Source organism: Desulfoluna sp. HI9BLuna (assembly GCF_056829775.1).
The window spans coordinates 5,242,501-5,265,331 of sequence record NZ_CP186555.1 but is presented as its reverse complement, the minus strand read 5'-3'; the positions used below and the strand labels follow the sequence as shown (position 1 = coordinate 5,265,331).

Genomic DNA, 22,831 nt, shown 5'->3' with positions numbered 1-22,831 from the left:
TGACAGCAGCTTATTAAGCTGCTGACAGGTTAAACGTCATTGACGTAAAATCATTCTTGGGCCATATCGCCCTGGAGAAGGGCCTCCATGGCCTCGGGCACGGAGTCGGCCGACGCCACGGTGATGGTCTGGTCTGAACCCGGCGGGCAAAAGGTGATGGTCCGGGCGTGGAGGCCCAGGCGACGGTACCCGAATCGCTCTTCCAGAACGGCCAGGGCGCGTTTGGAGCCATACCTCCGGTCTCCTGTGAGGGGGTGGCCCGCCAGTTTGGCGTGGCGGCGAATCTGGTGTTTGCGGCCGGTGAGAGGGCTGCAGCGCACCAGGGTGTAGTGCACGGACCGGGACACAACGGAAAAGGTGGTGGTGGAGGCCATGCGCTTTCCGCTGCCTGCCGGGTTGGTGCGCCCGCCGGCTTCCTTGGCCAGGGGCTGCGCCCACTTTCCCTTTTCGGGTGTCAGGTCGCCGTGGACCAGGGCCAAGTACTCCTTGGTGACCTGTTTCTCTTCGAACTGGCGCGTCAGGTGCCGTGCCGCTTCTTTGCCGAAGGCAAAGAGCACCACCCCGCTGGTGTCCCCGTCCAGGCGGTGCACGGCATGGACCGAGTCGGCTTTGGCGCCCTCTTCCTGCAGGAGCCTTACGGGCTCCGTGGCAAGGGTATGGATCACTGCAGAGACCAGGTCCCTGCCCGGATCGTTATGGACCGAGACCCCGCAGGGTTTGTCCAGGGCCACCCAGCCCCTGCCGCCGTCAAGGACGCGTATGCCCAAGGTCTCCAGGCTCACGGAAGCGCGCTTACTCATGGGTTTCCCCGTTGAAGTAGAACTGGAGGATATAGGTCTCCTGGTCCTCCAGGGACCAGTGGGTCACCTTCAGGTATTGGGCGGCTTCGTCTGCGTCTCCGCGACGGATCAGGTCGATGAAGGCCATATGCTCCTCGCAGTGCTCCTCTTCCCATTGAGGGATGTGCTTGCGGGTAAGAAAGTCATAGAGGCGCTGCTTGTTGAGCTGGATGATGCGGCGCATCTGGTCGTTGGAGGAGAGGTTTAGAAAGACGTTATGAAAGGCCACGTTGTTCTGGTAGAAGCTGTAGGTATCCTTGACCTCCGAGGCCCGTTTCATCTCCTTGGTCAACCGCTCCATCTCGGCCAGGGCCGGTTCCTTGAGCTTGTCGAACACGGGAATCAGGATCTCCGATTCCAGGGCCCTGCAGATCTCCCAGGCGTTTTTGACATCTTCCAGGGAGAGTTTGTTGATCATCACCCCGCGCCTGGGAAGAATGGAGACAAACCCGTCGCACTCAAGCTGGATCAGCGCGTCCCTGAGGGGGGTCTTGCTGATGCCCAGGCGGTGGCTGATCTCATTGACGTTCACAAGGGAGCCGGGCAGGAGGCTGCCCCGATACATTTCATCCCTTAAATACTCGTAAATCTGTTCCCGCAAAGGTTTGGCAATGATGCTTATGCCTTGTTTTCCCTGATTATCCATCACACATCTCCTTCATCAGTATGCGGAAGGGCGGTGCGGCAACGCGCCCCTCGGGGTCCCCATCATTCCGTGGGTCACGGGTTGTGTTCCCGCTCCATGGAATGTCCCCAAGGAGGATGCCCTGCGGGCATCCTGTTCAGCTCTTCCGTCGGTAACTCCGGATGGATGTCAAAAAAATCAGTCTGGTCAATTCAACAGCACCCGGGCCATGTTTCCGCTCGCGCCAAAACCTGCGCGCCGGAAAACCCTTTCCAAAGTATCCTTTCAAATATAATCACACCAGCCGGCAGCGCCCCATGGCAACACCGGCTCTTCAACCTGCCTCCTCCCACGGGGAGGCAAGGAGCCCCCTTTTCACCAATCCCTTAAAAAAACAGGAGCCCCCATCATGCAAAAAAACGGAATGTACACACAAATGTCTCGCCCGTCAACGCCTGTTCAAGGGCCTTCACCAAGGGAAAACGTGTTTACCCCAGGGCGATACGGTCCCAACATGTTCCCCCTGCACGGTGCCTCAGGCAGGCGGTAACAGAACGCTTACGGCATGTCGCCCGTCCACCTTCATCACGCACGGGACCTCGAAGCTGGCAAGGGCCGTAAACTCCCCGTCCACGGCCACCGGCTGCTCAAGGAGCCATTCCATGTCGAAAAAATCGCCCCGCTCCGCCAGGATGGAGACGTAGTTGATTCCCAGGGCCGTGATGTTATGAAAAAAGTGGGAACCCTGGGACGGATCGGCCTTGAGGTCCGCGTGGCTGCTCTCGATGATGCCGCACACCTCGGAGATCTCCTCCCAGGTCACGGGAATCCCCAGCCAGCGGTCCGCCGAGCCCCAGCGTCCCGGTCCCAGCAGCAGGTACTTCTCCCCTCGCCTGGCCATCTCCGCGTTCATGCGGCCGATCTCCCGGGCAATCTCCCGGGTGTTCTTCAGATCAAAGGTATCGGGCTTCACATAGAGGATATGAGTGACGGGCTGCCCCTTGACATTTCCCAAGGCGTGGGAGGAGACACTGACCCCGGCGGCCTTCTCCTCATCGGTGATCACCACGTCGGCCAGCTCGTCACGGTCGGTCATGGGCCGTATCTGAAGCAGCACAAAGCGCCCCTGCTCCCCAGGCTTGAGGGGAAGCTCCACGGCAAACTCGATCTCCACGGAGCAGCCCATGCCCTGGGAACCGATCTCAAGGACCTTCGAAAGGAGCTCAGGCAGAGGAAACATGTTGTACTTAAGGATCCTGTCAAAGGTTAACACCTTGGGGCCCCGGCACTGGTGGCCGTACCGGATGGTGTTCTCTTCCCGGACATAGGTCCCGGAAAGGAAAGAGGCAGGTCCGGCGTCGTCCAGGTCACGGATGTTGAGCTTTTCAATTTCCGAGTTGAGGGTCATGACGGAGCGCCGGGCCTTGGCCCCCACCTTCAGGGCATACAGGCTCTGCTGGGCGTTTTTCAGGATCTCTTCCACCCGGGAAAACTGCGGCAGGATATGGGGCCTTCGCGGCGAGAACCGCAGGGCCTGCTCTCCCTCCACCACCGTGCGCCCGAGCCCCATGGCGATGGCGGCGATGCCTTCATCCGCCTCCATCTTGCCGAAGGGGTAGTAGTTGTAGGACTGGGCCACCCCCGAGACTGCCGGATAATGGTAATCACCCCAGCGCCGCCCGCAAACCTCCTGGATGATCACCGCCATCTTCTCCTCTTCGGTGCGATGCCCTACCCGCCGGGCAAAACTCTTGGGTCCCTGGAAATAGGTGGAGGCGTAGACGAGCTTCACCGCGGAGATGAGCTGATTCAGCCTCACCTCCAACTCCGCATCGTCGTTGGAGATCATGCTGGTATGGTAGAGCCCCGCATACGCCATGAACTGGGCGTCTTCAAACAGGGCCGAGGAGCGGACGGCCAGGGGATGGTTGATCTCCTTTAAAAATGCCCGGAGTTCTTCGTCGATCCAGCCGGGGAAAGTGGCGTCCTGGAACAACTCGATCACCTCTTCATCTGGCAGATCGGCCTTGGCCACCCACTTGAGGTCGTTCTCCCGCACAAAGGCGTCGAAACCCTCGGTGGAGATGACCAGGGTCTGGGGCAGGGAAATTTCAACGCCCCCGAAGCTGTCGTGGAGTTCCGGGTGGTGACGAAGCAGGGTGGAGGCAAAGACCAGGCCCCGGGCCTTGCCACCCAGGGAGCCGTTCCCGATTTTCAGGAACTCGGTCTCGGGGTCAAATTCATCGGCATCAAACTGAACCACCACCCCCTTCTGGCGGTTGCGGCGCCGCTCCTGAATGTTCTTGAGGATAAAGGCCTTCATGTCGGCGATGTTGCCCATGAAATCTTCGTCCGTGGCCGGACGCAACCTGTTTGCCAGAAGGGTCTCGGAACGGGCGAAGAACCAGCGGGAAAAATCGTTTTTCTTCCAGTGGTTGTAAAAGTACTCATCCGGGATATCGGCCAGTTTTTTCTCAAGGGCACGGAAGTTGGGGGCCCGGCAGAGCTCTCCCCCGTCGCTGTCCCGAAACACGAAGTCTCCGAAGCCCAGCTGGTTCACAAAATAGTGGTGGAAGTCACCGGACAGGGAGGGAGAGTTCTTGTCCACGAAATAGATACCGAGCTCATCGGCAACTCTGCGGTTGGACGACTCGGTGCTGGCCATCATCAGGGGGATGTCCGCCTGTTCCCCCTGGATATGGGAGAGCACCAGGTACCCGGAATCATCGCACACGGCTCCGTCCCGGGGGAAACTGGCATCGGAGATCACGCCAAGGATGTACTCCTTGTACTCTTCGTAGATCTCCATGGCCTCTTCATAACTCTGGGTCACGAGGATCTTGGGACGGGCCCGCATGGTGAGGAGCCGGTGCTCGTGGTTCAGGACCTCCTCCATGACGTCCTGGACCTGGGTCACCACCTCTTTGTAAAGGATGGGCAGAATGGCCGAGGTGTACAGAGGAGAGTCCTCCACCATCAAAATGATACGGACCCCGGCCTTTTCGGTGTCGTGGGCCACATTGAGACGGTCTTCCTCACTTTTGATCAGGGCCAGGAGGATGTCGGCGTTTCCGGTCCACACGTACATGCGGTCCACGCCCCGGGACTTGGACCGAACCGGGTCGAACTGGCTGGGCAGGGGGCTGTGGGTGAGCAACACAACGGGGATATTCGGGCACTTGCGCTTGATCTCTTCCCCCAGGGTGAAGGCATCCATGTCCACGAGGCGCAACATGGTGACCACCATATCAAAGGAACGCTTCTCCAGCATGTCCAGAGCCTCTTCGGCCGTGGACACCCAGGTCAGGCGCGGGGGACGGCTCAGGTTGAGCCCCCGGTACTCGGTGACGATCTTTTCGGAAAGGCGCCCGTCCTCTTCCATGATACACGCATCATACAGGCTGGACACCAACAGGATTTCCCTGATTTTACAGGGCATCAACTCATAGAACACCTTAAACCGGGAATCAAATTCTTCCATGGACAACCTGCCGTTTTGTGTCAATCCACACCCTCCTTCGTACCGAGTCTCAGAGATATATACCGCTTGCCATGATTTACAAAGGGGCACCTTTTGATATATCAGACACCAAATACCAATGCAAGGACCAGGCATGGGAAGCTCTGCCACCACACCCCGCACAGGGCCTGCGGATCTGGGGCCTCCAAGGGTCCTTGGACTCTCAATTCCGGCCTGTTTCCCGGCCTTTCCACTGGAAAGCGCCGCCAACGGATTGACTTTTCAGCGGGACTGGATTAAGCCCATGGCTGATAAAACAGGCATCCGGTGCTGGAACGGCAGGAGAAACAGCCGCCCCGGACACAGGTGCCGTCATACGTTAAAAAAGAAACAAACCCCAATAGTGAGGCCACCCACATGGACGTCATCGGTTCAATTCACGAGATGCAGAGCTTAAGCGACAGCCTGAGGCAACAGGGAAAACGTATTGCCTTTGTACCCACCATGGGCTTTCTCCACGACGGGCACCTCTCCCTCATGCGGGAGGCAAAGAAACACGCAGATATCCTGGTCACCAGCATCTTTGTAAACCCGGCCCAGTTCGGCCCCAATGAGGACCTGGACGCCTACCCCCGGGCCATGGAAAGTGACCTGGCCAAATCCAGGGACGCGGGTGTGGACGTGGTGTTCACCCCCACCAGCGATCAGATCTACCCCGAGGGCTACGAGACCTACGTCCAGCTGGAGACCCTGCCCAATCACCTCTGCGGCCTCTCCCGCCCCGTTTTTTTCAAGGGGATCACCACGGTGGTCACCAAGCTCTTTCACATCGTCAAGCCCCATGTGGCCGTCTTCGGTGAAAAGGACTTTCAGCAGCTTGCCATCATCCGCCGCATGGTCAAGGATCTCAACATGGACATCGAGATCATCGGCGGAGACCTCATCCGGGAAGCAGACGGCCTGGCCATGAGCTCCCGCAACGCCTACTTAAGCGAAGGCGAGCGTATTGAGGCCCTTCGCCTCAGCCAGTCCCTGTCAAAGGCCCGGGAGATGATCGCCGCAGGAGAGACCCAGGCCAAAGCCATCAAGGCCATGACCGAGACCCACCTGTCCGGCTGCCCGGACATGACCATCGACTACATCTCCCTGTGCGACCCCGAAACCCTGGACGAGGTGGAGACCGTCACCTCCCCTACCCTCATGGCCCTTGCCGTGATGCTGGGCAAAACCCGGCTCATCGACAATACGGTACTGGTGCCGCAATAAGGACTCACCATGAAAGCCAGAAACCTGATACGAAAAATGACGGCCATCGCCCTGTTGACGGCCGTCCTGAGCCTCACGGCCTGCGGGTACCTCCTCTACCCCGAGCGCAAGGGACAGTCCGGCGGCAGGCTCGATACCGCCGTGTTTCTCCTGGATGCCGCAGGGCTCCTGTTCGGCATCATCCCGGGGGTGATCGCCTTTGCCGTGGATATCTCCACCGGGACCATTTACGTGCCCCAGGGGGACAAATCCATCATAGACAAGCACCTCAAGCAGGCCGGCATGTCCCCTGCCCGGGTCCCGGACCTCGACAGGGAGCTCCTGGCCGACAAGCTCTCCATGGAGCTGGGCCGTCCCATCACCACCGAGATGATCCGACTCTACGAGGCATCCCCGGACACCCGCATGGCCCTGGCGGCCATGGATGTCACGGTTCTCAAATGATCACCACTAAGGCGTAGACATAGATACCCCGGCCTCCCGTCAATGGGAGCCCATGGTTACCAAACAAAAAAACCGGTCTCGGCATGACATGCCGGGACCGGTTTTTGCGTATTTAAAGTAAATAAAAAGTAACTATTCAGCTGTAGGTTCGCCGACAGGGGTTAATCAGCTTCAAAAAAGGAGGGTAATTCACCCTGAAGCAACAGGCGCAATGCGTCGCTTGCATGCACGTTGTTTTTCTTGCATGTAGAAAGGTAGCTGCGTATTCGGCAGAAGATCTTGGCCCCTTCCATAGATCGGAAGCACCCAGAAATTTTCTGATGGACTTTCGTCATCCGGATGTCGTTTTCACCCTGATTATTAGTGAAAGGAACCAGCGGGTCGTCCATGAAACGAAGGGTTTCGTTCTCGAAGTCTTCCATCCGTTCGAGAAGGTTTCTCGCTTTTGATCGTTTCATCCGCCCGCGTTGTCCCTTCTTCCTTTTCGTTTCATCCGGGGCGGGCATTCGAGATTTCCTTTTTCCAGGATGCTCAGGTAGCGCTTTCGAAAGCCCCCGGCAATATCCGATGGAAGCTTGCCGCTGTGTTCGTTCACAACCTTGTTGATCTCAAGGAGCAAGAACTTCATGTCTTTGGCCCACTGCTGACTGTCCTGCTCCCAAGCCCGCTCCAGCTCTCTTAAGTGATGAGCGTTGCACAATGCGTGCAGGCAGTCGTAATTGAAGTAGGGTTTCCAGTGATCGTGGCACAACACGCCTTTGAAGCTTGGGATAATTCCCATTTCATCGATAGCCTCTCTGCCACGCTTTTCGTGCGGGTAAAAGTAAGTGAAAAGATCGTTCGACAGACAGTGCAGCCAAAATCGACTACCGTTCATGTTGATGCCGGTTTCATCTGCGTGGCAGACGGACGAGCCGGACAATCTGGCTTTGACGATTTCTTCAAACGCCTCAAGCGCGTTAAACGCTTCTTTGTTGAAGTTGAAAATCGACCCTGCGCTGATTGGGATACCGGCCTGATCCCGAAAGTGCTCGCAGATTCTTTCGTAGGGGACCAGCTGATGCTGGGAAAGATAGATCGCGTGAGCCTTGAGACCCGTGCCATATTGGACGCGTCGATCTACTCCTTTCGGGAAAGGAGCAACATATCGATTGCCGAAGGCATCCTCAAGAATCTCGGATCGATACTCAGTAACGTATTGAGCAACCTTCAAATCAATGACCTGCCGGGTCTCGTAACCTACGTGGCGATAGTCACCCGGTGGCAGTTCGGTCATATTGAGTTTCAACGGCAATACGAGATCTGCCTTGTCTACGGGCTCAAGAGTTTTTCCCTCGTGGCCATTTTGGCCCCCGGGCTTTTTCCTTCGGTGTTTTGCTTTTTCTCCTTCTTCCTGTTGGGATCGGTAGAAGGCGGTTTGCTGCTGTTTTTGCTATTGAGATTTAGACGGTTCGCCAAAAGGGTGATGATTGTAAGCAGCAATTCGATCACAGCTGCAACTGCGGGCGAGAGGTCCTCGTCCTGCTGAATCAGTTTCCTTGCGTTGTCTGTCGCCGCTTGAATATCAATGCTTTCGATCTTCACCCTGTCTCCTCATCTTTTTTGACGAGGATAGTATACCACAGGTTTTGAAAACGGAATTTTGGCTCCTGAGCTTTCGAATTTCAGGCTTTAAAAATTTGAGGGTGCCGGGTCGTATAGCCCTTCATATAAGATGAATTATGGTCCTCATAGCCAGGCCTGAGCACCGGAATAACGGAGTAAGAGATCCGCAGGTCAAAATGAAAAATTTGATCAAAAATCCTGTCAAGAAAAAAATGCAGTTCAATACATTTTATGTGTGAGCTGAATAGTTACAATAAAAAAAGACATCCGGCGGCGAGGTGAGCCACCTCGAAAGCTGATTGCCCTTGCGCTTCGTCCCTCGTTTCTCGGGCAAAATCACGTAAAATTCATTTAAGAAGAATTTTTAAAATCTGTGTAACTATTCAGCTATGCCTCCGGCGGGTCGCTTTTTTAAAAAAAAGCTCCGCAAAAAACTCTTCTAAGGCAGAAAATGTCGAAATTGTTTCGGCGTAGCCTGGAAGGCTTACTTAAGACCTGTTTGTCAAACTTTTTAAAAGTTTGGCCCCCGGCAGGGCCGCCGGAGGCTTTTTTCGGGCTGAATCGTTATGCGATATGAAGCACGTTGGCGAGGATGATGAACACACCCGTGGCCAGGAGCACCCAGAAGACGATCTTTCGGAAAAGGGCCGCATCCACCCGATGATGGACCACCTCACCGATGAGAATGCCCACCAGCAGAAACGGCAGGGACCAGACCAGGTTGAGGAGGCTCTGGCCCATGGCGGCGCCCTGGGTGATCACGGCGCCCATGTTGGAGAGGATGGGATCAAAGGTGGCGTCGGTGGCAATGAGAAAGGTGTTGACCGAAACCCACAGGAGGCTCAGGGTGGCCCGGAACTCTCCTTTGTCCCGGAGCTTGCGCGTGGCATAGAGGACCACAAAGGGACCGCCCGTGGCAAAGGCACCGTGAAGAACACCGCCCAACACCAGGAGCACGTAGTAGACCCACTCGGGGATGGTGACGCGAAGCTGGATGCCGCCGTACTCTTTTTTCAGCTGCATGATGGAGGTGCAGACAATGAAGATCCCCAAAAGCAGCTTCAGGGTGTCGCTGGGAAAATGGTTGAAGAGGTAAATACCCGCGGGCATGCCCAGGCCAACCAGGGCCACGATGATGCCGAACTGGCGCCAGTTGATGTGGCGAAACTTCGTTGAGACGAGGTAGGCGCCCAGGATCCAGGTCAACACGGCCAACAGAATCTTGGCCTCATAGATCCCCAGGATCCAGGTCACAAAGGGAAAAGCGAGAACAGTACACCCAAAGCCGGTAATCACTTCCAGGGTGTGGGTAAGGAACACCACGATACCGGTCAAGAGAAAGGTCATCATACGTCAAACATCCTTCGTACATAACGGTCGGGGCCGGAGAACCGAAAACATGCTGCCCCCTGCCCCCTTCCGGCTCGGTACCACAGCAGGCTCCCACCTGTGTTTAAAACCACGAAGACGGGTAATGCAGCCTTGCTGCGTTCACCCGTCTTTTTTCATATTGATCGCACCCCGGGCCTGACCCCCGGGATGATATAGCCTGTGTTTCCTGACCCTCACTCCCCGGCCAGGGCCACCTCTTCCTTGGTGGCCTGCTTGTAAAAGCGCCGGATATGGTCTTCCTGCTTCTCAAAAGACCAGTGGATATCCCGCAGAAACGCCGTGGCGGACTCCCGGTCCCCGGAGCGCAGCAGCTCGATGAGGTGCTCGTGCTCGTCGCAGTTGACGGTCTCCCACTCCGGAATGCAGGAGCGGGACAGAAAATCGTAGAGCCTCTGCTTGATGCGCTTCAGGATGCGAAGCATCTGGCGGTTGTCCGACAACGAGAGAAACGCATCATGAAAGTCGATGTTGAGCTGGTAGAAGCGATCCGTGTCCTTTTCGGCCATGGCCTCTTTCATCTCGTTGTTGATGGCCTCCATGGACGCGATGCAGGAGGCGTCGATGCGGTGAAACAGGCGGTTGATCATCTCGGACTCAAAGGCCCTGCAGATCTCCCAGGACTCGCGCACGTCCGAAAGGGTCAGCCGGTTGACCATCACCCCACGCCGGGGGAGGATGGTGACAAAACCGTCGCACTCCAGTTGAATCAGCGCCTCGCGCAGGGGGGTCTTGCTGATGCCCATGCTCCGGCTGATCTCGTTGGTGTTCACCAACTGTCCGGGCTGCAGGTTGCCTTTGTTGATATCATTGCGAAGGTAATCGTAAATTTGTTCGCGCAGGGGTTGAACGTTAATCACCCCGCTTTCCCCCTGTCTTGCTGACGACTGCATGGTCCTTCCTTATGGTCTTTTATTTCAGGCAAACAGGGGTCGATCCGGCCTCATGGCCCTTGGAGCCCCCTGTGCCTCGCATTGCAAATTATCTGATATTTTATATTATATATTTTATGAAATATCCAGCACAGAGTATTCTTCATTGAACACCACGCACAAAACAGATGAATCCGTTAAAACCCGGCCCCTTGCCCGTCAGACACACACTCTGTGCCGCGGCCAAAGGCCCTCCCACTAAAAAAAAACACCGTAACCCCTTCCCGGGTCCCGCCCGGCAGGCCTCCACCTTTCCCATGAAAGATGAAGGGCCCGCCGATGTGCGGTAAACGCGTTTGGGTTACAAGGTCAACTCCGAGGCTTCGGTAATTTCATGGCGAAGCTTCAAAAATTCATGGTCGGTAAATTTCCTGGGTCGCGGCAGGTTGACCTCGTACACCTCGCGGATGCGACCGGGCAGCTTGCCCTCCATGCAGATGATGCGATCCCCTAAATACAGGGCCTCATCGATGTTGTTGGTGACAAAGATGACGGTTCGTTTCTCCTGCTCCCAGATACGGACGGTCTCCTGCTCCATGTAGATACGGGTCTGGGCGTCAAGCTGGCCGAAGGGTTCGTCCAGGAGCATCACCTCGGGTTGGTTTGCGTAGGCCCTTGCAATGCCCACGCGCTGCTTCATACCGCCGGAGAGCTGGTGGGGAAATTTGCTCTCAAAGCCCTGGAGGCCCACCATGTCGATATAGTGCTGGGCCACCTTTCGGCGCTCCTCCTTACCGACCCCGCGGAGCTTCGGGCCCATCTCCACGTTGCCCATGACGGTTCGCCAGGCAAAGAGCATGTAGCTCTGGAACACGAGGCCCCGGTCCTGTCCCGGACCGTCCACCTCCTTGCCGTTGATGACCACGCTGCCGGTGGTGGGGGTTTCAAGGCCCGCCATAATCCTCAAGAGGGTACTCTTCCCGCACTGACCGGGCCCTAAGATCACCACAAACTCGTTCTCTTCCACATCAAGGCTGATGTCTTCAAGAACATGGACCTTCTGGCTCCCCTTCTGGATGAACGTCTTGCTGATGTTCCGACAGGAAATTTTTGCGTTTGTGTTTCCGTTTTCAGCCATTGTCTTGTTTCCATCCTCCAATGGGTTAGAGTCCCTCGATTTCACGCTTCCAGGGGCAGAGCACTTTTTCCAGCAATCCCACCAGCTGCGATGTCAGAAGTGCAGCAAGGGCGATGGCCACCATGCCCCCCAAGACCATGGCAGGACGCCCCAGGTTCATGCCCTTGATGATGACGTACCCCAGGCCGGAGCGGGCACTGACGAGCTCAGCTGCCAGCACGCAGGTCCAGGCGATACTAAGGGAGATCTGGAGCCCTGCAAAGATGGAAGGAAAGGCAGCGGGAAAGCAGACCTGAAGGATCTCGTCCCGCCGGTTGCCGCCCAGGACCCGGACCACATCGTAAAGTTCGGGCTCCACCAGGCGCACCCCGTTGTAGGAGTTCAACAGGCAGGGCACAAAGGTCCCGATGATGATGATAAAGACCTTGGAGGGCTCCCCGATACCGAACCAGAGAATGGAGATGGAGATCCAGGCAATGGGGGGCATGGGTTTCATGAGGTCGAAGATCGGCTTGACGATGGCGTTGACGTACTTGTTCAGGGCCATCATCAGCCCCAGGGGCACGGCCACAAGGGACGCAATGGAAAAGCCGATGAGGATGCGCCGGGTACTGGCCCAGACATGGCCCCACAAAGAGTTGCCGGCCAGGCGGTGGGTGATCATGTACCCCATGTACTCCACCACCTCCAGGGGACGGGCCAGGGAGCTGCCCAGGATCTTTTTGTAGGCCACATAGTCCCACAGCCCGAAAAAACAGGTCAGGGAGACGGCGTAGAGGAACCACTTGTTCATCAAAACGGTCTTCACCGTGATGGGGCTCCGCTCCTTGGCCGTCGATTGGGTTTCGTTGGCAATTGATGTCACGTGTCCTACCTCCTTATCCCTGCAAGAAGTCGCTTTTCAACGGCATCGATGACCACGCCGATGACAGCGCCCGTCAACCCTACCATGGCCATCCCGAGGAGCACCATGTCCGGCATGGCCAGACGGCGGCCCATGGTGATCATGAAGCCCAGTCCGTTGTCGGCAGCCAGGAGCTCGGCCCCCACCAGGTTGGTCCAGCAGTAAGCCAGGGCAATCTGGAGCGCGCCGAAAACCATGGGAAGCGCAGACGGAATACAGATCTTGGTAAAAATCTGCCAGCTGGAGGCACCGTAGGTCCGCGCCATCTGAATCAGCACGGGGTTGGTCATCTTCACCCCGACGTAGGAGTTAATAACGCAGGGGACAATACCGGCGATCCAGATAATAAAGACCTTGCCGGGGATGCCGATGCCGAACCAGAAAATGGTCAGGGGGATCCAGGCAATGGGGGGAATGGGTCGGATCAATTCAAAAATGGGTCGGGCGAGGCCTTCCACAACCGGGAACCACCCCATGGCAAGACCGAGGGGAATCCCCACCAGCAGCGCCAGAACATACCCTGTAAATGCCTCCTGGATGCTGGTCCACATGTGGGTGGTGAGAAGTGCGCCGTCCGGGTTCAACTGGGTCCACTTGGCAATGAACAGCTTGAGGACCTCCAGGGGAGACGCCAAAAGGGAACTGGGCACCACCCCGAAGGTGAGCAGGGACTGCCAGGCCCCGAAAAAGAAGATGATGCTGATGATTGGAAGGATCACCATGATGGGTTCTTTGGTAACCTTCACCTCTTCATAACTCATGGATCATGAACCTCCGAGTCGTAATCGTGTACTTTTTTGCATCCGATCCCCCTTCCCCTTTTCCGAAAACACCGGAAAGGGAAAGGGGGAAATCCCTTATGTCAGGAGGAAGCAATCCTTAGTTGTACGCAGGGATCGGAGTCTTCACCAGCTTCAGGAACTTGTCGGTGATGTAGTCGCTGTTGACGACCTTGTCGCGCTCGGCCTGGGTGAATTTGCCCTGGGCGGTAAAGAAATCGGTGATGTCGCGCATCCAGATCTCCACGGTGCTCATCTGGCCGTCCTTCTTGGCAAAGAGTTCGAGCTGCTCTTCCAGGGTGAACACGGGGTGCATCTTGATGTCCATCATGGCCATCTCTTTGGTCAGAGGGGTGCCCACCCACTCTTCAAAGAACCGGCGGTAATCGGCGAGGAGCTGCTTGCTGGTGGGGGTGTCGAAGTTGCCCTGGCCGTGCTCTTTCATGAGATTGACCACGCGGAAGTACTGACGGAGGAACTTGGCCACGATCTCGGGGTGCTCGTCGCCGAACTCACGGGCCACCATCATGGTGATGGGCAGGCTGGTGCCGGAGGTGTGGATGTTGCCCACAACCTTCCAGCCGCGGTCCATGCCGATGTACATGTTGGGAGCCCAGAGGCAGACGGCGTCGCCCACGCCCGCTTCAAAGGCCGCCATGGCCTGGGCCTGGTCCATGTGCTTGACGATGACGTCCTTGTCTTTAAGGCCGAAAACCTTGAGCCAGGAGCTCATGGTGTAGTGGGGAGAAGAGACCGTGGTGGTGAGAATGGTGATGCCCTTGATGGTTTCGGGGCTGCCGTAGACCTCAGGGTTCTTGGGGTTCCATCCCTTGGTCTTTAAAATGGGGCTGTTGGCGCGCACGAGCACAGAGTTGGTAAAGGATTCGTCGTTGCCCACCATGGCGCAGTAAGTGCCGTAGCGCAGGCCTGCCAGGACGTGGGGAGTGGCCCCGTTACCGCCCAGGTGCCATGATTTTGAGGGAAGGGCTTCCAGCTGTGCCATCCCTGAGTCGTAGTACTGAAGTTCCATGTCCAGACCTTCTTCCCTGTCCCAGCCCTTCTCCACCATGTACCAGGCCATGAATGCTTCATGTTCGGGAAGCCAGCAGGTCTTTAATTTAAAAAGCTTCTTCTTGGCGAATGCCGTTCCGACGCCAGTCACGGCAAACAAAAGAACCAGGCACACGATGCCGATTAATTTAAGCTTTCTCATTACACTCTCCTTCGCATAACTACAGTTAATGTTTCACGGAGTGACACCTCGTCCCTCCTCCTGCACACCTCAAAAGGGGAGGGTTCACCAACAGGTGCTAAAGTGCCCGACATCCATCGGGTCTTTTCTCGCCCGATCGCCTCAAGGTCGGGTTCTTTAAGCGGTCCCATCGGCGTAAACCTCGCCTGCGGACCGTGGTGCTGCCGGGTGGCGCGGAAGCTAAAAGCCGGGATTGCAGTCTGAACGGCTTTTGCCCCTTTCAACCATCCGGTTAAAAAAAGGTTTCGTGCATCTTTTCCCCAAAGGCGGCGGTTACCACCAGCGGATGAGTTCGGTGACGTGCTCACGGATCTCAACGAATTTGGGGTCCATGGGGTTGCGGGGCCTGGGCAGGTCCACCACCACCTCGGCGCGAACATTTGTGGGCTTGTTGCTCAGGACCAGGATGCGGTCGGCAACGTAGACGGCCTCCTCAATGTTGTGGGTTACGAAAATAACGGTGCTTTTCAGTTTGTTCTGGAGCGAGACAAGCTCGTCCTCCAGGTAATAGCGGAGCTTGACGTCGAGCTGGCCGTAGGGTTCATCCATCAGGAGCAGGTCAGGGTCGACGGAGAAGGCACGGGCCACAGCGATACGCTGGATCATGGAGGCCGATACCTGGTTGGGATAGAGGCTGGCGCAGTCAGTCAAGCCAACCATATCCATGATGCGATTAAGGCGTTCCTCTTTTTCCGCCTCGGAGACGTTCTTCACCTCCATGCCAAAGGCAACGTTTTCACGTACGGTTCGCCACGGCAGGCATGTGGGCTCTTGAAAAACAAAGGCAAGGTTGTGCTTGGTGGGATCGGCAACCTCTCCATCGATGAAGATATTGCCGTCAGAGGAAGGCATGAGCGTGGACAGAAGGTTCAGGAAGGTCGTTTTCCCGCACCCGGTCGGACCGACAATGCTGAGGAATTCCCCCTCAGCCACGGTAAAGTTGATCTTGTCAAGAACCAGAAGGTCGCCAAATCGCTTGGTCAGGTTCTTCACTTCAATTTTATTTCTTACAGCTGGATTGTTCCCCACCTTTAAATTCCCCTCATAGTTTCTTGATGTTATCTATTTTGGGCGTGAAGGTCACCAGGCGCTGTCGGTTTTACCCGCTCGTCGGATTCGTGTGGACGAGCAGTACGGAGCATTGCGCATGATGGACCACGTGGTTGCTGGCGCTCCCCAGGAGAAGGTCGGTCAGGGTGCCGCGGTTTGTCCGCCCCAGCACGATGAGGTCCGCCCCCCAGTCGCCGGCATACTCGACGATGTCCTCCCCGGGTTTTCCCACAGCCACATGGGTTCTCGTTTTGACTCCCTTCCCTTTGGCCAGAATACACAGGCCCTGGAGCCATGCCTCGGCGTGCATCACCTGGGCATCTTTTCGTTCAATGCGTTTCCGGTGAGATGAGGCCTGGTCCATCTCCGTGAAGGTTCCTATGCGGTCTTCCAGTTCCGCAACCGTAGACTGGCGTAGGCAATGGAACACGGCGAGTTCCGCTCCCTCTTTCACGGCAAGCTCAACGGATTGCTCCATGAGGGCAGAGCTTGCGTCGTTGACATCAACAGCCACGACAATTTTTTTGTACGCCATAGTGCACCTGTCGGTATGGTTTGTAACTTCACAGGTTAAGCCGGAGTTCAGAGCCCCTTGCAGGGATCCGGGGAGCGGCACATCTCCCCTTGTCCGGGCAGTCCTGAAAGGGTCGAGGGCGCCCTGTCACAGGCCCCCTCTTCCCTTTTCAGGATCAGCTTTCTCCTACTGGGCTACGCAGCTGCGAACAGACTTGTCGCCGTCTACGCGGGTGCCGCACTCGGCAACGCCCTCGGGGGGAGTCACGCGAACGGTGGCCACTTTGTTCTGGGTAAAGAAGTCGATACCGTCTTTCCCCTGGACCTTGTCGGTGCCGACAAGGGAGTCTTTGATACCGCCGAAGGGCAGGTAGGGGTGGGGGGCACAGACACCCACGTTCACACCCACCATGCCAACGTTGGCATCGGAGATGAATTTTTCGGTGTAGTACTGGTTCTGGGTGAAGATGCAGGCACCGTTGCCGAAGGGCTGCTCTTTAATGAGTCCCAGCACGTCGTTCAGGTCGTTGATCTTCATGACGGAAACCACGGGGCCGAAGATCTCCTCCTGGGCGATGGTGCGGCAGGGGGTGACGTCGGTGAAGATCGTGGGACCGACAAAGTAGCCGTCCTTGTTCTTCTCGGGCAGCTCGGGGCTGCGGCCGTCGAGAACGAGATTGGAGCCGCCTTCGATGCCGATCTCGATGTACTTTTCGATGCGCTCCTTGGCCTCCTTGCTGATGACGGGCCCCATGTAGATATCGGGATCCATGGCATCACCCACGGTGACCTTCTTGGAGGCTTCGACCATGCGCTCGATGCACTCGTCGTAGACTTCCGGGACAACGGCGATGATGGAGCCGGCCAGGCAGCGCTGACCTGCGGAGCCGTAGGCGGAGTGGATGAAGTTCTCGATGAACACATCCATGTTGGCGTCTTCCATGACCACGAGGAAGTTCTTGGCGCCGCCGAGGAGCATGGAGCGCTTGCCGTTCTTGCCGCAGCCCTGTGCGATGGCCTTGGCCGTGGGGGAAGAGCCCACGAGGCAGACACCTGCGATTTCGGGGCGGTCGTACCAGGCCTCAACCACGTTGGGGTCGCCGTGGATGATGTTGACCACGCCTTTGGGGAGACCCACTTCGTTGAAGATGTCGCCGATGATCTGCATGAAGAGCGGAGACTCGTTGGAGGGCTTGTAGACAAAGGTGTTCCCGGTGCCGATGGCGTAGGGGATGAACCAGCCGAACACGAGTGCGGGGAAGTTAAAAGGAGCCACGCCGCCGAACACGCCCATGGGCTCTTTGGTGACACGACCGCTGATGCCGTTGGCGATCTTATCCAGGGTCTCGCCCTGCATCAGGGTGGGGATGCTGCAGGCGGCTTCAAAAATCTGAACAACGCGCATCACCTCACCGCGGGCTTCGCTGATGTGCTTGGCCTGGTCGGTGGCAATGGCAACGGCGAGCTCTTCCTGATGGTCAAGCATGGCCTGACGAAGAGCAAAAAGGTAACCTACGCGCTTGCCGATGGACAGGTTCTTCCATGCGGGGAAAGCGGCATCCGCAGCCTTGACTGCTTCAATGGAGGCCTCGGTGCTGCTCATGGGAACTTCACCGATCACTTCACCTGTAGAGGGGTTGTGCAGGGGAATATAAGTTGCTTTGGGGTCTTCAACCCACTCACCGTTGATGAAGTTCTTGACTCTCGTAAATTCCATGTAACTGCTCTCCTTTTGAAAAGCGTGTTTCAAGACGCCGGGGTCTTCATAAACCCAGCCCCGGCGAAATGGTCTTCAGTTATAACCACAGGTCCCTCCGGCTCCCGACAGGAGCCGGAGAGAGGCTGTTATTCAGTATAGGTGTCGGCAACATTGAGGGCTTCGTCCATCTTGGCGATGCCTTCGTCGATCTCATCCTTGGTCACGATAAGCGCAGGAGCCATGGCGATGACGTTGCTGGGGTTGGCGGCCATGGCCATCATGCCCAGCTCGCCGAGCTTGGCAGCAACGGCGGTCTTGGGGTTGAGGCCCTTTTTAACGCGGTCCGCAACGGCCATGATGGGCTCTTTGGTCTCCTTGTTCTTGACCAGCTCAATGCCCACGAACAGACCCTTGCCGCGAACATCGCCCACGCTGGGGTGCTTCTCCTTGAGCTCCATGGCCTTGTCCAGGAGGTAGGCGCCCATGACGCGGGAGTTCTCGATGAGGTTGTCTTCCTGGTAGATGGGAAGCACCGCACCGGCGGCCGCGCAGCTCATGGCGTGGCCTGCGTAGGTGCAGCCATGACCGAAGAAGGTGTTCTTGAAGGCTTCGCCGATGTGCTCACGTACAATGGTGGCCCCGATGGGCAGGTAGCCGCAGGAGAGGCCCTTGGCCATGGTCATGATGTCGGGCACCACGTCCCAGTGGTTCATGGCGAACCACTCACCGGTACGACCGAAGCCGGTCATGACTTCGTCGGCGATCATGAGAACGCCCCACTTGTCGCAGACAGCACGGAGCTCCTTCATGTACTCGTCGGGAGGCACGATGATGCCGTTGGCGCCGGTGATGGGCTCGAAGATGATGGCAGCCACTTTGTCGCCGCCGCCTTCGAGTTCAATCACCTCGTCCACGTACTTGACGCACTCCATCTTACAGCCGGGGTAGCTCTGGCCGAACATGCAGCGGTAGCAGTAGGGCTGGGGCACGCGAACGAGATCCGCACCGCCCAGGACCTGCTGCCAGCCGCGGGAGTCGCCCAGGGAAAGGCTCATGGAGGTGGCGGTGCCGCCGTGGTAGCTGCGGAAACGGCCGATGATCTTGCGGCGTCCGGTGAACTGGTGGGCAATCTTAATGGCCGCTTCGTTGGCCTCGGTGCCGCCCAGGGAGATGAAGGACTTGGAGAGGTCTCCGGGGGTCACTTCCGCCAGCATCTTGGCCAGGACCGCGCGGGGCTTGGTGGACATGCTGGGAGCAAAGGAGGTCAGCTCGTTGGCCTGCTTACACATGGCGTCGATGACGCGCTGGTCCTGGTGGCCGATGTTGTGGCTGACAAAGCAGGAGCTGAAGTCCAGGCGCTCACGACCGTCTTCGGTGGTGAAGCGAACCCCCTTGGCGGACACAACGCGCAGGGGGGACTTCTCAGGCTGGTAAGACCAGGAATGAAAGTTGTTTTTCACCTCGTAGGAATCGAGGTCTTCCTTGGTTGTGGGGATGCTTTTTAAATCTATCAATGGTCCACTCCTTCCAGAAAAAATGGAAACTCATGTATGTTAAAGACAGGTGGGGGCGCCGACCCTCTCGACTCACTTCGGCTGCATAAGACGCGTTCTGAGAAGCGCCGGTCCCCCGTCTGTATTGTCTTATTCCGGGTATTTCATTGGTAACCGTCTTAAAATACCCGGATTAAACCACGCCCTGATCGATCATGGCGTCCACAACCTTGATGAAACCGGCAATGTTGGCGCCGGCCACGTAGTTGCCGGGCATACCGTACTGCTCGGCTGCGGACAGGCACGTGTTGTGGATGTTCTGCATGATGCCTTTGAGGCGTGCGTCCACTTCCTCGCGGCCCCAGGAGAGGCGCATGCTGTTCTGGCTCATCTCCAGGCCGGAGGTGGCCACACCGCCTGCGTTGGCTGCCTTGGCAGGGGCAAAGAGAATCCCGTTCTCCTTGAAGTGATGTGCCGCCTCAAGGGTACAGGGCATGTTGGCCACCTCAACAACGGCCTTGCAGCCGTTGGCAACGAGGGTCTTGGCGTCATCGAGCTGGAGCTCGTTTTCAAGGGCGGTGGGCATGGCCACGTCGCAGGGGACTTCCCAGGGCCTTTTGCCGGGCACCCACTCACAGCCGTACTTGTCGGCGTAATCCTTGGCGGGGCGACGGTAAATGGTCCAGAGGTCGGCCATGTACTTCAGCTTCTCACCCTTGATGCCGTCGGGGTCGTGAACGTAACCATACTCGTCGCCGATGGTGACCACCTTGCCGCCGAGTTCGTTGATTTTTTCAATGACATAGGTGCCGGCGTTGCCGTAACCGGAAATGGCTACGGTCTTGCCTTCAATGCTCTCGCCGCGGGTCTTGAGCATCTCGTCCAGGAAGTAGACGGCGCCGTACCCTGTGGCTTCGGGGCGAACCAGGCTGCCGCCCCAGTTGAGGCCCTTGCCGGTGAGAACCCCGGTGAACTCGTTGGTGAGTTTTTTGTACATACCGAACAGGTAGCCGATCTCACGGGCCCCTACCCCCACATCGCCGGCAGGTACGTCGGTGTTGGGACCGATGTGACGGAAGAGTTCCGCCATAAAGCTCTGGCAAAAGCGCATGACTTCGTTGTCGGACTTGCCTTTGGGGTCGAAGTCGGAACCTGCTTTGCCGCCTCCCATGGGAAGGGTTGTCAGAGCGTTCTTAAAGACCTGCTCGAAGGCGAGGAATTTGAGAATACTGAGGTTCACCGAGGGGTGAAAACGACATCCGCCCTTGTAGGGGCCGATGGCACTGTTCATCTGAACGCGAAAGGCTCGGTTCACCTGAATCTTGCCTTCATCGTCGAGCCAGGGGACTCGAAACATAATGACACGCTCCGGCTCCACAAGTCTCTCCAGGACATTGTGCTGTCGGTACTGAGGGTTCTGCTCAAGAACGGGCATTACGGACTCCACCACTTCGGTAACGGCCTGGTGGAATTCCGGCTGATGAGGGTCTCTGTTTTTTACGATTTCTAAAATCTCTGACATGTCGCTTATCCCAATTTAATATACATACCAGCGCATCACCGATGATGCGTGATCTTCTGTATCTGATATATCAGATACCAAAAGAGAGCGTCAAGAACTAAAACAGCGTTCCGTTGCATTTTAAAATCAGTCAAAGCCACGCGATTGGCAAAGGCTGCGTTCACCCTGCCCTGAACACACAAACCAGTGGCCTGTGACCCATTGAATATGTTGATCAAACGGACTGATGACACCTTGCGCAACGCCCCCGTGCCCCTCATCTACAGCCCCCAAACCGGCAACACGATTCCATGCCGGAAGACCCCGCTTCAATACTTCAGAGGACATCAGGGTAGCCGGGTACCGTGGGATCCATAACCACCTTTATATAAAGATGTCCGAACAACAGATGGAGCCTTCACTGCGCTATCAGAAGGGAAAACAGGCCGAATCGTCACGTGGGGGGAGCCATGGAAGAAAAAAACAGCGGGGAAACCTACAAGAGATGGACAAAACAAAAATAAGGACATAACCACCTAAAAAAGCATGACATTACATACCACGGTAACGGTACATCGTCAAGATTCATGGTGGTCTTACAGCCAAGGAGGGAAAGAATCGGCAACATTGAAACAAAAAAAACCGCCTCTTCCCAAAATATGAAAGAGGCGGTTTTTTATAACCAAGCCAGGGAATCTACCGGGCAAGGAAAACATCACGCGATCCTATAGCCCGTGCATTCCTCAAAAATCAGTGGTGAGCGACCTCTTCGGCAGCATGGCTGTCGTCGTGGCCGTCATGGGCTTCTTCTTCGGGCTCAGCAGGGGCCTCGGCATCGACCTCTGCCTCCTGTGCAGCATCCGCCTCTGCATGAACGGCCTCGTCTGCCTCTGCAGCTTCAGCAACAGCTTCGGTGGCCTCTGGAGCTTCCGCAGCCACAACCCAGTTGCCACCTTTTTTCTCGAGGAAAATCTGCTCTTTGTAGGAGATACTGCCTTCAATGGATACCGTGGCCGTGTCATCACCGGTATCCACGACGTCATACTTGAGCTCGGTCAAATTGGCTTCGGCACCGGCAAACCGTTTTTCCATGTACTTCTTCCCGACATCTTCGGGGGTCACCTTTTCGCTCCCGCATCCCGCCATCAACAGAACACCGGCGGAGCAGAACAGAACCAGAAGCTTCTTCATTGTCGTCTCCTCTGTTTTCATGCATGATTTGTATAACACTGTTCATGAGCCACTCAGGCTCGATTGTCCGGATTGAACCCTCGGGCAACCAGTTTTCCCCTTGGAGAAACAGGCCCAATAAGTATCCATAGGCTATACAATTCCGGGCCCAAAAAGTAAAGTGATGTTTCCTCACCTTACTTCTATATCCGCCGAAGAAACCCTATTATGATGCGTCTCCACTCTTCTTCGTAACAATCGATGTAAGACACAAACAGATCGATTCAGTAATTCCTACAGACATCTCTTGCACGCTGCGCCGTATCGTGTACCGGTGACTGCACGGTTTCCGAAGCGATGGTTGCAGGACCTGAACCGCATGGCATCACGTGGCCCTCGGGTCCATCATTCCAACACGAATTACCGTTACCGACTATTCAACTGAAACACGATGCGCCACGCAGCCCCACCCCCACCCCCACCCGCTTCGTGAACTGTGGGCATGGCTCCCGTACCGCTTGGCATCGCTCGGGGCATCAACTTTCAGAGAGCCTGACCATGCTGACAAACACGAATCTTGAATCGGTGGCACCAAAAACAGCACGAGATGGCGACATCAGATCTGTCCATTTCAGTCTATGAGGCGTCTTTCGGTGCGCACGAGGCACCCGACGAGACACCGATAGACGTCGTGGGCTGTAGGGTGCGGCTCCCGCACCGTTTGGCGTGGGGCATCGGCTTTCGGGATGTCCAACAACGCTCGGCAAACACGGATCTTGAATCGGGGGCATTAAAGACTAAACGAGATGACGACATAAAATCGGTCGATTTT

17 protein-coding genes and 1 pseudogene are annotated in these 22,831 nt (G+C 56.7%); 2 read left to right on the top strand and 16 right to left on the bottom strand.

The window, feature by feature from the left end; all coding sequences use genetic code 11:
* Positions 1-50: 50 nt before the first annotated feature.
* From ACOYW0_RS21485 to ACOYW0_RS21475, 3 genes are all read right to left on the bottom strand, one after another.
* Positions 51-800: an RluA family pseudouridine synthase gene (locus ACOYW0_RS21485; RefSeq protein WP_482415803.1), complete on the bottom strand. Its 750-nt coding sequence runs from the start codon at positions 798-800 to the stop codon at positions 51-53.
* Positions 793-1,485, bottom strand: coding sequence for a GntR family transcriptional regulator (locus ACOYW0_RS21480; protein WP_482415802.1), 693 nt, complete (start codon positions 1,483-1,485; stop codon positions 793-795). The genes ACOYW0_RS21485 and ACOYW0_RS21480 overlap by 8 nt, the downstream gene beginning before the upstream one ends.
* A gap of 514 nt (positions 1,486-1,999) precedes the next feature.
* On the bottom strand, positions 2,000-4,945 hold the full coding sequence (locus tag ACOYW0_RS21475; protein WP_482415801.1) for a PEP/pyruvate-binding domain-containing protein: 2,946 nt from the start codon (positions 4,943-4,945) through the stop codon (positions 2,000-2,002).
* A gap of 396 nt (positions 4,946-5,341) precedes the next feature.
* On the opposite strand from ACOYW0_RS21475, the gene panC reads away from it, so the two are divergent.
* Complete coding sequence (gene panC, locus ACOYW0_RS21470) at positions 5,342-6,190, top strand: pantoate--beta-alanine ligase (protein ID WP_482415800.1); 849 nt, start codon at positions 5,342-5,344, stop codon at positions 6,188-6,190.
* 9 nt (positions 6,191-6,199) lie between these two features.
* Positions 6,200-6,634, top strand: a complete 435-nt coding sequence (locus tag ACOYW0_RS21465; protein ID WP_482415799.1) for a hypothetical protein — start codon at positions 6,200-6,202, stop codon at positions 6,632-6,634.
* A gap of 161 nt (positions 6,635-6,795) precedes the next feature.
* Here the strand turns inward: ACOYW0_RS21465 and tnpC are convergent.
* From tnpC to ACOYW0_RS21400, 13 genes and pseudogenes are all read right to left on the bottom strand, one after another.
* A pseudogene (gene tnpC, locus ACOYW0_RS21460) lies at positions 6,796-8,218 on the bottom strand (IS66 family transposase).
* 585 nt (positions 8,219-8,803) lie between these two features.
* The gene (locus ACOYW0_RS21455) at positions 8,804-9,589 is read right to left on the bottom strand and encodes a sulfite exporter TauE/SafE family protein (protein ID WP_180142199.1); all 786 of its coding nucleotides are present in this window, start codon (positions 9,587-9,589) and stop codon (positions 8,804-8,806) included.
* Between the two features lie 215 nt (positions 9,590-9,804).
* A complete protein-coding gene (locus ACOYW0_RS21450) occupies positions 9,805-10,521 on the bottom strand; it encodes a GntR family transcriptional regulator (RefSeq protein WP_180142201.1) in 717 nt (238 codons plus the stop codon).
* A 340-nt stretch (positions 10,522-10,861) separates the two neighbouring features.
* Positions 10,862-11,638 (bottom strand): ABC transporter ATP-binding protein, encoded by a 777-nt coding sequence (locus ACOYW0_RS21445; protein WP_180142203.1) that lies wholly within the window; start codon positions 11,636-11,638, stop codon positions 10,862-10,864.
* 25 nt (positions 11,639-11,663) lie between these two features.
* Positions 11,664-12,503 (bottom strand): ABC transporter permease, encoded by an 840-nt coding sequence (locus ACOYW0_RS21440; RefSeq protein ID WP_218951053.1) that lies wholly within the window; start codon positions 12,501-12,503, stop codon positions 11,664-11,666.
* Positions 12,504-12,508: 5 nt separating this feature from the next.
* Positions 12,509-13,303, bottom strand: a complete 795-nt coding sequence (locus ACOYW0_RS21435) for an ABC transporter permease (protein WP_180142205.1) — start codon at positions 13,301-13,303, stop codon at positions 12,509-12,511.
* Between the two features lie 118 nt (positions 13,304-13,421).
* Complete coding sequence (locus ACOYW0_RS21430; RefSeq protein ID WP_180142207.1) at positions 13,422-14,534, bottom strand: ABC transporter substrate-binding protein; 1,113 nt, start codon at positions 14,532-14,534, stop codon at positions 13,422-13,424.
* 312 nt (positions 14,535-14,846) lie between these two features.
* Positions 14,847-15,566, bottom strand: coding sequence for an ABC transporter ATP-binding protein (locus ACOYW0_RS21425; protein ID WP_482415798.1), 720 nt, complete (start codon positions 15,564-15,566; stop codon positions 14,847-14,849).
* A 106-nt stretch (positions 15,567-15,672) separates the two neighbouring features.
* The gene (locus ACOYW0_RS21420) at positions 15,673-16,158 is read right to left on the bottom strand and encodes a universal stress protein (protein WP_482415797.1); all 486 of its coding nucleotides are present in this window, start codon (positions 16,156-16,158) and stop codon (positions 15,673-15,675) included.
* A 165-nt stretch (positions 16,159-16,323) separates the two neighbouring features.
* Positions 16,324-17,853, bottom strand: coding sequence for a CoA-acylating methylmalonate-semialdehyde dehydrogenase (gene mmsA / locus ACOYW0_RS21415; protein WP_482415796.1), 1,530 nt, complete (start codon positions 17,851-17,853; stop codon positions 16,324-16,326).
* A gap of 128 nt (positions 17,854-17,981) precedes the next feature.
* Positions 17,982-19,349 (bottom strand): aminotransferase family protein, encoded by a 1,368-nt coding sequence (locus tag ACOYW0_RS21410; protein WP_180142215.1) that lies wholly within the window; start codon positions 19,347-19,349, stop codon positions 17,982-17,984.
* 172 nt (positions 19,350-19,521) lie between these two features.
* Entirely contained in the window at positions 19,522-20,850 is a 1,329-nt protein-coding gene (gene gdhA / locus ACOYW0_RS21405) for an NADP-specific glutamate dehydrogenase (protein ID WP_482415795.1), read from the bottom strand.
* A 729-nt stretch (positions 20,851-21,579) separates the two neighbouring features.
* The gene (locus ACOYW0_RS21400; protein WP_482415794.1) at positions 21,580-22,020 is read right to left on the bottom strand and encodes a hypothetical protein; all 441 of its coding nucleotides are present in this window, start codon (positions 22,018-22,020) and stop codon (positions 21,580-21,582) included.
* Positions 22,021-22,831 lie beyond the last annotated feature (811 nt).

Excerpts from the sequence above, each read along its gene's own strand:
- ACOYW0_RS21435 (WP_180142205.1), bottom strand. The coding sequence starts at position 13,303 with ATGAGTTATGAAGAGGTGAAGGTTACCAAAGAACCCATCATGGTGATC.
- ACOYW0_RS21465 (WP_482415799.1), top strand. The coding sequence starts at position 6,200 with ATGAAAGCCAGAAACCTGATACGAAAAATGACGGCCATCGCCCTGTTG.
- ACOYW0_RS21485 (WP_482415803.1), bottom strand. The coding sequence starts at position 800 with ATGAGTAAGCGCGCTTCCGTGAGCCTGGAGACCTTGGGCATACGCGTC.
- ACOYW0_RS21400 (WP_482415794.1), bottom strand. The coding sequence starts at position 22,020 with ATGAAGAAGCTTCTGGTTCTGTTCTGCTCCGCCGGTGTTCTGTTGATG.
- ACOYW0_RS21420 (WP_482415797.1), bottom strand. The coding sequence starts at position 16,158 with ATGGCGTACAAAAAAATTGTCGTGGCTGTTGATGTCAACGACGCAAGC.
- ACOYW0_RS21455 (WP_180142199.1), bottom strand. The coding sequence starts at position 9,589 with ATGATGACCTTTCTCTTGACCGGTATCGTGGTGTTCCTTACCCACACC.
- ACOYW0_RS21475 (WP_482415801.1), bottom strand. The coding sequence starts at position 4,945 with ATGGAAGAATTTGATTCCCGGTTTAAGGTGTTCTATGAGTTGATGCCC.
- ACOYW0_RS21445 (WP_180142203.1), bottom strand. The coding sequence starts at position 11,638 with ATGGCTGAAAACGGAAACACAAACGCAAAAATTTCCTGTCGGAACATC.
- ACOYW0_RS21450 (WP_180142201.1), bottom strand. The coding sequence starts at position 10,521 with ATGCAGTCGTCAGCAAGACAGGGGGAAAGCGGGGTGATTAACGTTCAA.
- mmsA (WP_482415796.1), bottom strand. The coding sequence starts at position 17,853 with ATGGAATTTACGAGAGTCAAGAACTTCATCAACGGTGAGTGGGTTGAA.
- ACOYW0_RS21480 (WP_482415802.1), bottom strand. The coding sequence starts at position 1,485 with ATGGATAATCAGGGAAAACAAGGCATAAGCATCATTGCCAAACCTTTG.
- gdhA (WP_482415795.1), bottom strand. The coding sequence starts at position 20,850 with ATGTCAGAGATTTTAGAAATCGTAAAAAACAGAGACCCTCATCAGCCG.
- ACOYW0_RS21430 (WP_180142207.1), bottom strand. The coding sequence starts at position 14,534 with ATGAGAAAGCTTAAATTAATCGGCATCGTGTGCCTGGTTCTTTTGTTT.
- panC (WP_482415800.1), top strand. The coding sequence starts at position 5,342 with ATGGACGTCATCGGTTCAATTCACGAGATGCAGAGCTTAAGCGACAGC.